At 72.5% G+C, this 13,572-nt stretch carries 9 protein-coding genes; 4 read left to right on the top strand and 5 right to left on the bottom strand.

What is annotated here, in order from left to right; genetic code table 11:
- Positions 1 to 770 precede the first annotated feature (770 nt).
- Entirely contained in the window at positions 771 to 1,622 is an 852-nt protein-coding gene (locus KLI87_RS19010) for an alpha/beta fold hydrolase (RefSeq protein ID WP_284734162.1), read from the top strand.
- A 168-nt stretch (positions 1,623 to 1,790) separates the two neighbouring features.
- The gene (locus KLI87_RS19005) at positions 1,791 to 2,468 is read left to right on the top strand and encodes a TetR/AcrR family transcriptional regulator (protein WP_308166077.1); all 678 of its coding nucleotides are present in this window, start codon (positions 1,791 to 1,793) and stop codon (positions 2,466 to 2,468) included.
- A gap of 7 nt (positions 2,469 to 2,475) precedes the next feature.
- On the opposite strand, the gene KLI87_RS19000 is transcribed toward KLI87_RS19005, so the two are convergent.
- Positions 2,476 to 4,005: an acyl-CoA carboxylase subunit beta gene (locus KLI87_RS19000; protein ID WP_156222255.1), complete on the bottom strand. Its 1,530-nt coding sequence runs from the start codon at positions 4,003 to 4,005 to the stop codon at positions 2,476 to 2,478.
- 461 nt (positions 4,006 to 4,466) lie between these two features.
- On the opposite strand from KLI87_RS19000, the gene KLI87_RS18995 reads away from it, so the two are divergent.
- Positions 4,467 to 5,969: a 4-hydroxyphenylacetate 3-hydroxylase family protein gene (locus tag KLI87_RS18995; protein WP_156222257.1), complete on the top strand. Its 1,503-nt coding sequence runs from the start codon at positions 4,467 to 4,469 to the stop codon at positions 5,967 to 5,969.
- Positions 5,970 to 6,027: 58 nt separating this feature from the next.
- On the opposite strand, the gene KLI87_RS18990 is transcribed toward KLI87_RS18995, so the two are convergent.
- The 3 genes from KLI87_RS18990 to KLI87_RS18980 are packed head-to-tail and all read right to left on the bottom strand — an operon-like array spanning position 6,028 to position 12,180.
- Positions 6,028 to 7,500 carry a tryptophan 7-halogenase gene (locus KLI87_RS18990; RefSeq protein WP_214618128.1) on the bottom strand — a complete coding sequence of 491 codons (1,473 nt, stop codon included), beginning with the start codon at positions 7,498 to 7,500 and terminating at the stop codon, positions 6,028 to 6,030.
- 13 nt (positions 7,501 to 7,513) lie between these two features.
- Positions 7,514 to 9,118: a tyrosine 2,3-aminomutase gene (gene cmdF / locus KLI87_RS18985; RefSeq protein WP_308166076.1), complete on the bottom strand. Its 1,605-nt coding sequence runs from the start codon at positions 9,116 to 9,118 to the stop codon at positions 7,514 to 7,516.
- A gap of 5 nt (positions 9,119 to 9,123) precedes the next feature.
- A complete protein-coding gene (locus KLI87_RS18980; protein WP_214618126.1) occupies positions 9,124 to 12,180 on the bottom strand; it encodes an AMP-binding protein in 3,057 nt (1,018 codons plus the stop codon).
- Between the two features lie 205 nt (positions 12,181 to 12,385).
- Between KLI87_RS18980 and KLI87_RS18975 the strand changes: the two genes are divergently transcribed.
- A complete protein-coding gene (locus tag KLI87_RS18975; RefSeq protein ID WP_214618125.1) occupies positions 12,386 to 12,625 on the top strand; it encodes a phosphopantetheine-binding protein in 240 nt (79 codons plus the stop codon).
- A gap of 94 nt (positions 12,626 to 12,719) precedes the next feature.
- On the opposite strand, the gene KLI87_RS18970 is transcribed toward KLI87_RS18975, so the two are convergent.
- On the bottom strand, positions 12,720 to 13,412 hold the full coding sequence (locus KLI87_RS18970) for an O-methyltransferase (RefSeq protein ID WP_308166075.1): 693 nt from the start codon (positions 13,410 to 13,412) through the stop codon (positions 12,720 to 12,722).
- Between the last annotated feature and the right edge of the window lie 160 nt (positions 13,413 to 13,572).

Below are 13,572 nucleotides of genomic sequence, written 5' to 3'. Positions count from 1 at the left end.
GAGATCGACCACCGGAACCGGCCGACATGTAATTGCGGTTAGCGCACGAGCACTTATTGATCCATTTCCTCGGCCACCACCCCCGCGGCCCCGGTCGCCGAGGGCACGATGGCCCTGTTCGGGCTGGTCAGGGCCGCTGCCGCCGCGGCTGGACGGACGGCCGCGCGCAGGGCTGGCCGGCCGGGGCGTCCCGCGCCGTTGCGGGTGCGGATACGGAGTATGGTGGCCGTGCCGGGCCGGGCTCACCGGATCTGAGCCGGGCGGCGGCGTGGGGCCGTGCCGCGTGCGCGGGTGTGGGAACGCCGAGGCCGGGGCCCCTGCGGTGAGGTCATCTACAGCGAACACGCGCTAGCGGCCCCATTGGTGAACGTGTGCTCGACGGCGCCGGCGTGGTCGCGGGGCAGGGCCGGCCGAGGGCAGGGCCGGGGCGGGCACGACCGTGACGGTCGGGGGCCGGGCTTCGGCCCGCGCAGGGTGAAAGGGCTGTCGGTGAGGACCGCGTCATACCGCCGTAACCGGGACGCCTCCCGTGGTGGGACGGCGCGCCGGACGGCTGCCGCGTTCCAAGGGCCGCCGATACGGAACCCGACCCGCCGATCCGCCGCCCGCACCGTCCCCCAACGGCGCGGCTCGGCTCTTGACCTGGAACCTGTGTGCGTCAGGATCATGGCCATTCACCGCCGGATCCAAGCGGGGGCCATTGTCGCGACAAAGCTCGTCCCGCAGTGGTGCGATCATTTTGAACTGACATCGTGAGTCGGTCCGCTCCGATGCGGAAGGGAAGGCCAGATCTCGTGCAGACGTACGTATTGATCCCCGGGACTTGGATGGGTTCCTGGGTTTGGGAGGGTGTCGCCGAGGGCCTGCGCGCCCGCGGCCACTCCGTCCATCCCGTCACGCTGTCGGGCCTCGCCGAGTTCGGAGCGGACGTCTCCGAAATCGGGATCGAACGGCATGTCGAGGACGTGGCGTCCGTCGTCGGCGCCCTCGACCAGGTCATCCTGGTCAGCCACAGCACCTCGGGGCTGGTGGCCGGGGTGGTCGCCGACCGCAGCCCCGACCGGGTCGTCCACTCGGTGTACGTGGAGGCGTTCGTCCCGCATGACGGGCGGTCGGCCATTGACGCGTTCGGCGAGCCGCTGCGCACCGCCGAGCTCCGCCTGATCGAGGAGCACGAGGGCCGCTGGCCGACGCCCGACGCCGAGGCGGTGGCCGACGGCCAGGGGTTGACGTCCGAGCAGGCGAAGTGGCTGACCGACCGGCTGATCGACCATCCGGGGCGCCCGCTCACCGAGCCGATCCGGCTGACCCGGCCGGTGGCGGAGCGGCGCGCCACCTATGTGGTGTGCGGGCTGGAGCATTTCGACGGGCGGCTCCCGGCGGACGTGGAGCGGCTGCGGTCCTCGCCCACCTGGCGGTTCCGCACGCTCGACACCGGCATCTGGCCGATGGTGTCCTCGCCGGGAGAGCTGGTCGCACTGCTGGACGAGGTCGGCGCGGAGGTGGCAGCCGAGGCCGGACCCGCCGCCGGACCCGCCGCCGGCACCGCTGCCGGCACCGAGGCCGACCGGCCGGACGCGGCGCGCCGCGAACCCGAGGGCGATCACCCCACCACCCCTTGAACCGCTATTTTCCAGACTTGTTGCCCCAAATCTCACTTTTTCCCTATAACACGACACCCCCAGGAAATTAGGTCCCCACGCGAGCAGCGGCTAGTATCGGCGCATTCACCCTTTCATCATTCGGGTAAGGAAGTGGTGTCTTGGACGGGGACGCGTGGCGGCGCACTCGTGGACGCGACCGTGTCGCCCCGGCGGCCTGATCCCCGACTGACCACCAGGCTGATCGACATCGGTGCCCGGCTGCTGGCACAGGGCGGGCCCGGAGCGCTGTCGACGCGGCGGCTGGCGGCCGAGGCGGGATGCTCGACAATGGCCGTCTACACCCATTTCGGCGGCATGAGCGGGCTGGTCCGCGGAATGGTGCACGAGGGTTTCGCGCGTTTGCAGCGCGCCTTCTCCGGCGTCGTGGACTCGGCCGATCCGGTGGCCGACATGGCATTGATCGGCCGCGTCTACCGCGACAACGCCCGGACGAATCCCTATCTCTACGCCATCATGTTCGGGACGGCGACGCCGGCCGGTTTCTCGCTGACCGACCAGGACCGCCAGTACGGCCGGTTCACGCTGGCGCGGGTGGTGGAGACCGCGGCGCGCTGCGTCGCCGCGGGCCGGTTCACCGGCGCCGACCCGGAACTGGTGGCGCACCAGATGTGGAGCGCGATCCACGGGCTCGTGACGTTGGAGCTGGGCGGATATCTGGTTCCGCCCTATGACCCCGACACCTGTTTCGAGAGCCAGCTCGTCAGCCTCATGGTCGGGCAGGGGGACGCGCCCGAGGCGGCGTCGGCCTCCGTCGAGGCGTCGCGTCCCGCGCTGGAGCGGCTCCGGCGCGGCACCGGCGCCTGAGCCCCGCTCAGAGCGGCCCGTTCCCGTGCTTGCGCGCCTGTACGCCCTCCTGCTTGTCGGCGAGCATCGCCAGGCCGCGCGCGACGGCGGCGCGGGTGTCGGCCGGGTCGATCACGTCGTCCACCAGGCCCCGCTCCGCCGCGTAGTAGGGGTGCATGAGCCGCTCGGTGTAGTCGGCGACCAGCTTCGCGCGCAGCGCCGCCGGGTCGTCGGCGGCCGCGAGCGCGCGGCGGTGGACGAGGTTGACGGCCGCCTCGGCGCCCATCACGGCGATCTCGTTGGTCGGCCACGCGAGCGAGAGGTCGGCGCCGATCGAGCGGGAGTCCATCACGATGTAGGCGCCGCCGTAGGCCTTGCGGACGATCACCTGGACGCGCGGGACCGTCGCCTCGCAGTAGGCGTAGAGGAGCTTGGCGCCGTGCCGGATGACCCCGGCGTGCTCCTGGTCGGTGCCGGGGAGGAAGCCGGGGACGTCGACGAGCGTCACCAGCGGGATGCCGAAGGAGTCGCAGAACCGGACGAAGCGCGCGGCCTTCTGCGCGGCCGCCGCGTCCAGCACCCCGGCCAGCACCATCGGCTGGTTGGCGACGATCCCGACGACCCGGCCGTCGATCCGTGCCAGGCAGCAGATCACGTTGGCGGCCCAGCGCTCGTGCACCTCGATGACGTCGGCGTCGTCCACCAGCTCGCCGATCACGAGCCGCATGTCGTAGGGCCTGTTCGGCTCCACCGGCACGATCTCCGCCAGCGCGGGCCGCTCGTCGGCGGTCGCGCCGCGCGGGGGCCCGGCGGGCGCGGGCTCCAGGTAGTTGCCCGGCAGCATCGAGACCAGGTAGCGGACCTCGTCCAGGCAGCTCTCCTCGTCGTCGTGGACGAAGCTCGCCACGCCGGTGCGCCGGCCGTGCACGTCGGCGCCGCCCAGTTCGGCGTGCGTGACGCGCTCGCCGCTGACGGCCTCGATGACGTCGGGCCCGGTCAGGTACATCTGCGCGGTGTCGCGGACCATGAAGGTGAAGTCGGTGAGGGCGGGCGAGTAGGCCGCGCCGCCCGCGCACGGCCCGAGGATCACGCTGATCTGCGGGATGACGCCGGACGCGCGGACGTTGCGGCGGAAGATCCCGCCGTACCCGTCGAGCGCCATCACGCCCTCCTGGATGCGGGCGCCGCCGCTGTCGTTGAGCCCGATCAGCGGCGCGCCGTTCGCCAGCGCCAGGTCCATCAGCTTCTGGATCTTCGCGGCGTGCGCCTCGCCGAGCGAGCCGCCGATCACGGTGAAGTCCTGGGCGTAGACGAACACGCGGCGGCCGTCGATCGTCCCCGAGCCGGTGACGACCCCGTCGGTGTGGGGACGCGCGCCGTCCTCGCCCCGGGCGCGGCGGAGCGCGTCGAGCTCGATGAACGAGCCCTCGTCGAGGAGGAGGCCGAGGCGCTCGCGCGCCGTCCGCTTGCCGAGCGCGCGCTGCCGCGCGACCGCGGGCCCGGCGCCCGCCGCGACGCGGTCCGCCAGCGCGCGCCGCCGCTCCCGCAGTTCGCGCATCGTGGCCGGCGCGGCCGGCGCGGCCGGCGCGGCCGGCGCGGCCGGCGCGGCCGGCGCGGCCGGCGCGGCCGGAATGGAACGGCTCGGCGGAACGACTCGCGGAGCCGGCGCGCGGCCGTTCACCGGCCGCGGAACGGGTACGGGGACGAAATCTATCTCCGAGGCGCTCAAGGACTCATCTCCCCCGTGCGTGACCGCAATTAATTCTGCTGACAGCGTGCCGTAATGGCGTTCTCCCGGCTTCTCCCCACGTGCGCCCGTCGATCATTTATTGATAACACCATTTTATAACGCATTTCCATAACACCGCCCGATGAAAAGGGCGGCGGGGGCCCGAGCGCACGTCGCGAGATGTGGCCGCGCGGCGGCCCGGGGGATGCTGGCGACGCCAGGCGCGCGTCCCGGGCCACCGGGCGCCGCCCCGGCCACCGCGATCGACGAGCGAAGGAAGGCGGCTGGTGATGCCCGAGACGAGGCCGTACACCGGCGCGGAGTACGTCGACAGCCTGCGTGACGACCGCGAGGTCTTCCTGGACGGAGAGCGCATCAAGGACGTCACCGCCCACCCGGCGTTCCGCAATCCGATCGCGATGACGGCGCGGCTCTACGATTCCCTGCACGACGAGAAGACCCGTCCGGTGCTCACCGTTCCGCTGGACGGCGGCGGCGAGGGGTACACGCACCGGTTCTTCACCGCGCCGCGCAGTTCCGAGGACCTGGTCGCCGACCAGGCCGCGATCGCGCTCTGGGCGCGGATGAGCTATGGGTGGATGGGGCGCGGCCCCGACTACAAGGGGTCCTTCCTCGGCACGCTGGGCGCCAATGCCGAGTTCTACGGCGAGTACGCGGACAACGCCCGGCGGTGGTACCGGCGGGCGCAGGAGCGCGTCCTGTACTGGAACCACGCGATCGTGCACCCGCCCGTCGACCGGAGCAGGCCGCCGGACGAGGTAGCCGACGTCTTCGTGCACGTCGAGCGCGAGACCGACGCGGGCCTGGTGGTCAGCGGCGCCAAGGTCGTGGCCACCGGCTCCGCGCTCACCCACCACACGTTCGTGGCGCACTACGGCGTGCCGGTCCGGCGCAAGGAGTTCGCGCTCGTGGCGACCGTGCCGACCGGCGCCCCGGGGGTGAAGCTGATCTGCCGGCCCTCCTATACGGCGGCCGCGGCGGCGGGCAGCCCGTTCGACTATCCGCTGTCGGCGCGCATGGACGAGAACGACTCGATCCTCGTCCTCGACAAGGTGCTCATCCCCTGGGAGAACGTGTTCGTCTACGGGGACCTGGGCAAGGCGCAGACGTTCACAGGCCAGTCGGGCTTCGTGGAGCGCTTCACCTTCCACGGCGCCACCCGGCTGGCGGTGAAGCTGGAGTTCATCGCCGGGCTGCTCGCCAAGGCGCTGGACCTGACCGGCGTCGCCGACTTCCGGGGCGTGCAGACCCGGCTCGGGGAAGTGCTCGCCTGGCGGAACCTGTTCTGGGGCCTGTCGGACGCGGCGGCCCGCAATCCCGTCCCCTGGAAGAACGGCGCCGTCCTCCCCAATCCCGACTACGGGATGGCCTACCGGTGGTTCATGCAGATCGGCTATCCCCGGATCCGGGAGATCGTCCTCCAGGACGTGGCGAGCGGCCTGATCTACGTCAACTCCAGCGCCGCCGACTTCCGCGACCCGCGCGTCCGCCCCTATCTCGACAAGTACCTGCGCGGCTCCGGCGGCGCGGACTCGGTGGAGCGGGTCAAGCTCATGAAGCTGCTGTGGGACGCGGTCGGCACCGAGTTCGGCGGCCGGCACGAGCTCTACGAACGCAATTACGCGGGCAACCACGAGAACACCCGGCTCGAACTGCTCGGGGCCCAGACGCTCGGCGGGCAGCTCGCGTCCTACAAGGACCTCGTCGACCGGTGCATGGCCGAATACGACCTCGACGGCTGGACGGTGCCCGACCTGAATTCGTCCCTTTGACCGAGCCCCGGCACAAAGCGATGAAGGCCGCGCGTGACGCGCGGCCTTCATCGTCTCGTCAGGCCGCCTGATCGGGCGGCGTGGTCCAGTGCGTGCCGTCGGTCGTGGGGATGAGCCCGTGCGGGCGGATCGGGGTGGTGTCGTCGGTGTCACCGGTGGCCTGGAGTTGCAGGCGGATACCGGTGCGGGTGACCGATCGGGCCAGGCTGGTGTGCAGCAGGTCCCGGTCGGGCGCCACCTGCTTCGTGTCGCCGTCGATGGTCTGGACGGCCTGGGACAGTTCCTGGATGGCGGTCGTCCTCGCGGTGAGGGCGGTCTCGCCGGAGGAGCCGCCGCCGACGAGTTCGGCGAAGGACTCCAGTTCGGTGCCGGTGTGGTCGGTGACCTTCTTGGCGCGCCAGAAATAGGAGTGCTGGTCCTGGTGCATGTCGTAGAAGGCGACGAGGAAGTCGTGGAACCGGGCGTACTCCTGCCGGTACCGCGCCTCGTACTCCTCCATGCATGCGGTCTCGGTGAGGGCGCCGGTGAGGACGGTGTTGATCGAGCGCGCGGCGAGCAGGCCGGAATAGGTGGCCAGGTGCACGCCGGAGGAGAACACCGGGTCGATGAAGCACGCCGCGTCCCCGGCCAGCACCAGTCCGGGCGCGGTGAAGGCGTCCTGGATGTAGGAGTAGTCCTTGCGGACGCGCACCTGCCCGTACGGGCCGGTGGTGACGCGGGGAACACCGTCGAGCAGATCGGCGATGAACGGGCATTCCCCGATCAGCGTTTGCAGAACTTCGGCCCGGTCGCCCCGGACGCGTTCGAGGGCCTCGGGCAGCAGGACGGCGCCGACGCTGGTGAGTTCGTCGTTGAGGGGGATGTACCAGAACCATCCCGACGGAAACGCCGCCGCGATGATGTTGCCCCGGTTCGGCGGCGGAAGCCGTTTCCCGCCCCGGAAATAGCCGAACAGCGCCAGATTCCGGAAGAACTCCGAATAGCGCCGGGTCCCGCCCGTGGCGGTGTGGATGCGCGACCCGTTCCCGGAGGCGTCCACGACGAACCGCGCGGCGGTCTGGTGCTTGACGCCCTCGGAGTCGTGCCAGGTCACGCCGCTGACGCGGTCGCCCTCGCGCAGGAGGCTGGTGACGGTGGCCTCCTCGCGGACGTCGACGCCGGTGGCGCGGGCGTTGTCGAGCAGGATCTGGTCGAACCGCATCCGCTCCACCTGCAACGCGGTCGAATGCGGCCCCGCGAAACGCGGGGAGGCGGCGAAGGCGAACGTCCACGGCTCGGGGCTCGCGCCCCAGCGGAACGTCCCGCCGCGTTTCACCGTGAACCCCGCCGCCTCGACCTTCTCGCTCACGCCGAGCAGGCGGCAGATCCCGTGCACGGTCGCGGGGAGCAGCGATTCGCCGATCTGGTAGCGGGGGAACCGCTCGCGCTCCAGCAGCAGCACCCGGTGCCCCTCGCGGGCGATCAGGGTCGACACCGTCGACCCGCACGGGCCGCCGCCGACCACGACCACATCGAAGCCGGGCTCGTCCATTGCTGTCTCTCCTTCAGTGGAGGGTGGTGCCGGTGCCGGCGACGGCGGTCAGGAACTCGCCGCGCTCGATCATTCCGGCGACCTGCTCGATCTCGTCGGCCATGAACCGGTCGGCGTCCAGGGTGGGGACGGTGGCGCGGATGTGGTCGTAGACGGCCCGCCCGGCGGGCGACAGGCCGGCGGCGCGGTCGGCGATGTCGACGGCCTGGGCGGCGGCCAGGAACTCCACCGCCAGGATGTAGCGGTTGTTGTCCAGCACCCGGCGGGCGTTGCGGGCGGCGATCAGACCCATCGAGACGATGTCCTGGTTGTCGCCGTTGGAGGGGATGCTCTGCGTCGAGGCGGGGCCGATCGTGCGGTTCTCGGCCACCAGCGCCGTCGCCGGGTACTGCGCCCCCGCGAACCCGCTGTTGAGCCCCGGGTCGCCCGCGACGAGGAACTCGGGGAGGCCGTAGCTCAGGTGCCGGTTCAGCATCCGGTTGGTGCGCCGCTCGGAGAGCACGCCGAGCTGCGTCAGCGCGACCATGGTGAAGTCCATCGCGAACGCGACCGGCTGGCCGTGGAAGTTCGCGCCGTGGAACACCTCCATGCCCTCGAAGAACAGGGGGTTGTCGTTGGCGGAGTTCAGCTCGATGTCGACGACGCGGCGGCCGTGGTAGAGGGTGTCGCGGACGGCGCCCAGCACCTGCGGGATCGCCCGCATCGAGTACGCCTTCTGCATGTACATCTGGGTGCGCTGCACCCCGTCGCCCTCGCGGCGTTCGGCCTGCACCGACTCGCGCATCTGCGCGTGGGAGACGACCAGGCCGCTGCCCGCCAGCAGGGCGCGCAGGTTCGCGGCGGTGTCGATCTGGCCCGGGTGGGGGCGGGCGATGTCGTGGCCCTCGGGCTGGAACCCCCCGGTCGAGCCGCGCAGCGCCTCCACGGCCAGGGCGGTGACGATCTCGGCCTGGCGGACCTGGTCCAGGCCGCGCTCCACGATCAGGGCGCCCAGGCCCGTCATGCCGGAGGTCCCGTTGATCAGCGCGAGCCCCTCCTTGAACCGCAGCCGGACGGGTTCGATGCCGAGTTCCCGCAGCACCGGCCCGGTCGCCACCTGCCCCTCGCCGTCCTTGCCGAGGAGGTAGCCCTCGCCGATCAGCGCCATCGCGATGTGCGACAGCGGCGCCAGGTCGCCGCTCGCCCCGAGCGACCCCATCTGCGGGATGGCCGGGGTCAGCCCCGAGTTCAGGTACAGCGCCAGCCGCTCCAGCACCTCCGGCCGCACCGCCGAGTGCCCCTTGGCGAGGGCGTTCAGGCGGGCCGAGACGATCGCGCGGGCCTCCACCGTGTTGAACAGCGGCCCGACACCGGCCGCGTGGCTGCGGACCAGGTTGGTCTGCAACTCCACCTCGTGCGCGCGGTCGACGAGCATGTAGATCATCTCGCCGTACCCCGTGGTCACCCCGTAGACGGGGACGCCCTGGCTCACCAGGTCCTCGAACTGGCCGCGGCTCTTGGCGGCGCGTTCCAACGCGCCCGGCGCCACCGCGCAGGGGGTGCCGGACTCCGCCACCCGCCGCACGTCGGCGGTCGTCACACCCGCACCATCGAAAACAACCCGCGACTCCGAATCCACCAAACTCAACCTCTCACTCGATCACGACGGCGATCGTCGTTCTTGGGACGGGAATGGACAGTGGCGGACTCGATCAGAGCCGCCATTCCGGCGAGTGAAGGGCGCAGCAGGCATTCCCGGAGGGAGACCGGCACGCCGAATCTGCCGTGTATTCGCTGGGTGAGCGTGGGTACCAGCAGCGAATGGCCGCCGGCGGAGAAGAAGCTCTCCTCGACGGTCTCCGGGGCGGCACCGAGCAGGTCGTGCCAGATGCGCGCCAGTTCGCGTTCGGTATCGGACGCCGGGGCGCGGCCCCGCCGGGACAGCACCCGGGCCGGGTCGGGCAGCCGGCGCCGGTCCACCTTCCCCGCGATGTTGCGCGGCAGCCCGGCCTCCAGGACGTGGAAGGCGATCAGCCGGACGGACGCGCCGAGCCGCTGGTTCAGGTGGGCGCGCCAGGCGTGCGGGGCGGCCTCGGCGCCGTCCCGGGGCACAACGTAGGCCAGCAGGTGCGTGACCAGGCCGTGGTCACCGGTGACGGGGACGACCGCGCACTCGCGCACCGACGGGTGCGCCGCCAGCTCCGCCTCGACCCCGGAGATCTCGACGCGGTTGCCGCCGAGCTTCACCTGGTGGTCGCGGCGGCCGCGGAACTCCAGCGTCCCGTCGAAGCCCCAGCGGCCGAGGTCGCCCGTCCGGTAGCAGCGGGTCGTCCCGCCCATGCCCCGGACGGGGCGGAACGCGCCCGCGTCGTCGCCGCCGAGGTAGCCGGCGGCGGCGTACGGGCTGCGGATCACGATCTCCCCGGTGACGCCCGCCGGGCAGGGGCGGTCGTCGCCGTCCAGCACGAGCACCTGGCGGCCCGGGATGGGGCGGCCGATCGGGACGGTCGCGGCCACCGGCCCGGTGAACCTGTGCCAGGTGGCGGCGATGGTCTCGGTCGGGCCGTAGCCGTTGAAGACCCGCGCGTGCGGCGCCGCCGCGCGCAGCCCGTTCACCAGGCCCGCCGGGAGGGCCTCGCCCATCAGCGCGACGCGGTCCAGCGTCCGGGGCCATCCGCCGGCGTGGTCGCGGGCGGCGCGCAGCAGTTCGGCCGCGAAGCTCGGGACGGTCTGGAGGAAGGTGATCCGCTCGTCCCGCAGCCACTCCAGCAGCGGCTCGGGGTTCAGCCGGAGCCGGTCGGGGACCACGCACAGCGTGCCGCCCGCGACCAGCGTCGCGAAGATCTCGCACAGGCTCGGGTCGTGTTCGGGGGCGACCCACAGGGCGACGCGCGAGCGGGCGTCGATGCCGCATTCGTCCGCCAGCCAGGCGGCGAACTGGACGAGCGCGCCGTGCGTCTGCGCGATGCCCTTGGGCTTGCCGGTCGAGCCCGAGGTGTAGGCGGCGTAGGCGAGCCGGTCCAGGTCCGACGGCGGGACCGGGACCGGGGCCGCGCCGTCGGGGGCGGGGTCGGAGGGGAGGAGCAGCGTGCCGCCGAGGTGGTCGCGGTACCAGCGCTCCAGCGGCGCGTCCGGGGTCTCGGTGACCAGGCAGGCGGGGCGCAGCTCGGTCAGCACCGACCGGCCGCGCTCGCCCGCGTCCCCCGGCCCGAACCACACCACGTGCCCTCCGGCCAGGTGCGTGGCGAGCGACGCGGTGAGCTGCGCGGGGCCGTGCCCCATGCGGATGGCCACGGGCGCGCGGTCGACGCCGATGCCCGCCAGCCGGGACGCGAGCGCGGCGGCCCGCTCCATGAGCGTGCGGTAGGGCAGCCGGCCGTCGGGCCAGGTCATGGCGGTGCCGTCGCGGTGCCGCCCGATGAGCGTGTGCACCGGCTCGCGCGGGGCGTCCGCGCCGAGCCGATCGTCCGGACGCAGGGCCCGGTCCTCCAACGGCAGGTCGCCGATCGGGACGTCGGGGTCGGCGGCCGCCGCCTGGACCAGGGTCCGCAGGTGGTCGAGCATCGCCGCCGGCGCGGGCGCGTGCGGGTGCACGCGGTAGCCCAGCCTGCCCCGGACCGTGCGGCGCGCCTCGTCCAGGCTCAGCCACAGGTCCGCGAGTTCGGTGTCGGCCGCCGGGAGGAGCTCGGCGCGGGCGTCCCCGAGGACGAGGGCGCCGTCCGCGGTGACCGGCGGGACGAACGTCGCGTCGCCCCAGGGGACGCGGTCCGGGTCGCGGTCGGCGCGTATCGACCGTATCGCCTCGGCGAACGGCAGGGTCCGGTGCCGGTGCGCCTCGGCGTGGGCGCGGGCGACCCTGGCGACCAGCTCGGCGAAGGACGGTCCGCCCGAGGCGTCACCGCACACCACCACCGGGTTCTCCAGCGGCCCGACCGTGCGCTCGAAACCCGCCGGACGCGCGTCCATCGGCACCGTGACCGGCACGGCGCCGCCACCGGAGTACCGGGACAGCAGCGCGTGGAACGCCGCGAGCAGCACGATCTCGGACGTGGTGCCGCACCGGTCGGCGAGCGCGGCCACCCGCGCGGCGGCCCCGGGGCCCCAGTCGAAGGGCACCGCGACGGGCGCGCCGCCGCCGCGGTCGAAGGGCAGCGCGGGCGGGGGCGCGGTGAGCGCGCCGTCCCAGAACCGGCGCGCGCGCTGCCACCGCGCCCGCCCCTCCCACCGCAGGTAGTCGGCGTATCGAGGGGCGTGGACGGCGGGCGCCCGGCCGGTGCCGTAGGCGGTGGACAGCTCACCCGCGAGCAGCGCCAGCGAGGCGCGGTCCGCGACCGCGCGGTGCGCCTCCAGCAGGACCCTGTGCTCGGACGGCCCGGTCCGCACGACCGTGAGCCCGGCCACCGGGCCGTCGGCGAGGTCGAGGAGGCGTCCGGTCGCGGCGGGGGCGAGCGGGGAGACCCGCGGCACCGGCCGTCCGTCCCGCTGCCGGATCCGGGTGCGCAGGATCCGGTGCCGCTCGGTGACGGCGCGCCACGCCCGCTCCAGCCCGCCGGCGTCCAGCTCGCCCGTCACCCGGTAGGCCCTGCGCAGGATCATCGCGGGCGCGGACGGGTTCAGCCGGTCCAGGAACCAGAGCCCCTCCTGGGCGCGGGAAATGGCGGTCCGCCGCTCCCGTGATGCCGGTGAATTCGTCGCCGCCATTTCACCTCCTTTGACAGTTATGGATCCTCACACGCGGCCGACCGGCGCGCTTCTCATGAAATGCGCGGCGACTCCCCTGGCCAGGGCGAAGAAAGCGCAATCACCAGGATGCCGGGCCGCTTCGCACGCGATGACGATGGACGTGCTTCGCCGCGATCACCGGCGGCATTGTCCACGAGAAAAAGGGAGCCGCATGATGGGTGACTTGAGTCCGCAGGAGATCGAGGGCCGGGTCAGGAAGATCTGGGCGGACGTGCTGAACGCCGGGGAGGGCGAGGAGGACGCCACGTTCTTCGAGCTCCAGGGGCAGTCGATCTCCGCGGCCCGCATCGTCGCGCGGGTGGAGGACGAGTTCGGGGTGGTGCTGGACATCGGCGTCCTTTTCAACGACTGCGACGCCGGAACGCTGGCCCGCGAGGTCGCGGCGACCGCTCAGCGGTCCTAAGGGGAAAAGGAAGTACGGGCGGTCCGGATCCGGGGTACCGAGCTTGTGGTGAGGATCCGGACCGCCCGCGTTCTCGGGGCGCCCGCCTTGCCGGTCAGCGTTTGCGGGCGATGGTCAGGCCGTCGGCGATCGGCAGCATGACCGTGTCGAGCCTGTCGTCGGAGGCGAGCGCCGCGTTGAATTCACGGAGCTTTCGCGCGCAACTGCGCATGAGCGCGTCGCCGGCGAGGTCGGGGTCCATGACATAACCGTCGAGAAGGACGTTGTCGGCGATCAGCAGACCGCCCGGCCGCAGCAGCGGAACGGCCAGCGCGTGGTAGTTCACATAGTTCATCTTGTCGGCGTCGACGAAGACGATGTCGGCCGCGAGGCCGTCCGGGAGCGCGGCGAGCGTGCGGCCCGCCGCGCCCAGGCGGAAGTCGATGCGGTCCGCGACGCCCGCCAGCTCCCAGTGCTCGCGCGCCAGGTCGGCGTGCTCGTCGGACACGTCGCAGGTGATGACCGTCCCGCCCGCCGCGAGCCCCCGGGCGAACGCCAGCGCGGACAGGCCGGTGAACGTCCCCACGTCCACGACGGTCCGCGCGCCGACGGTCCGGGCGAGCAGGGTGAGCAGGGCGGCCTGCTCGGCGGGCACCATCATGCCCGCCTGGTCACCGAGCGCGGCGGTCTTCTCGATCAGGCTGGTCAGCACGGCGTCCGGCGGGGTGCACGAGCGCGCCAGGTAGGCGCGCATGGCCTCGCTGACCGGCACGTGCTTGACCGCGGGGGACGGAACGGCGCCGCTCACGGTGTTCTCCCTCCTGGACGGACGCGTCGCTGGTCAGATGTAGAGGGTGTTGGGTTCCTGGTCGCACAGGATCCGCCCATGCAACTCGGCGTTGGTCTCGGGGTTCATCAACGCGTGCAGGTTCACCGCCTGCACATCGGCCAGGATCTGCCCCATCGAC

This window comes from Actinomadura sp. NEAU-AAG7 (genome assembly GCF_018603865.1).
GTDB lineage: Bacteria > Actinomycetota > Actinomycetes > Streptosporangiales > Streptosporangiaceae > Spirillospora > Spirillospora litoris.
The sequence above is the reverse complement of the archived record's forward strand: the minus strand, read 5'-3'. Positions and strand labels throughout refer to the sequence as shown.

Excerpts from the sequence above, each read along its gene's own strand:
- KLI87_RS18990 (WP_214618128.1), bottom strand. The coding sequence starts at position 7,500 with ATGGACGAGCCCGGCTTCGATGTGGTCGTGGTCGGCGGCGGCCCGTGC.
- KLI87_RS18995 (WP_156222257.1), top strand. The coding sequence starts at position 4,467 with ATGCCCGAGACGAGGCCGTACACCGGCGCGGAGTACGTCGACAGCCTG.
- KLI87_RS19000 (WP_156222255.1), bottom strand. The coding sequence starts at position 4,005 with ATGCGCGAACTGCGGGAGCGGCGGCGCGCGCTGGCGGACCGCGTCGCG.
- KLI87_RS19010 (WP_284734162.1), top strand. The coding sequence starts at position 771 with ATGCGGAAGGGAAGGCCAGATCTCGTGCAGACGTACGTATTGATCCCC.
- KLI87_RS18980 (WP_214618126.1), bottom strand. The coding sequence starts at position 12,180 with ATGGCGGCGACGAATTCACCGGCATCACGGGAGCGGCGGACCGCCATT.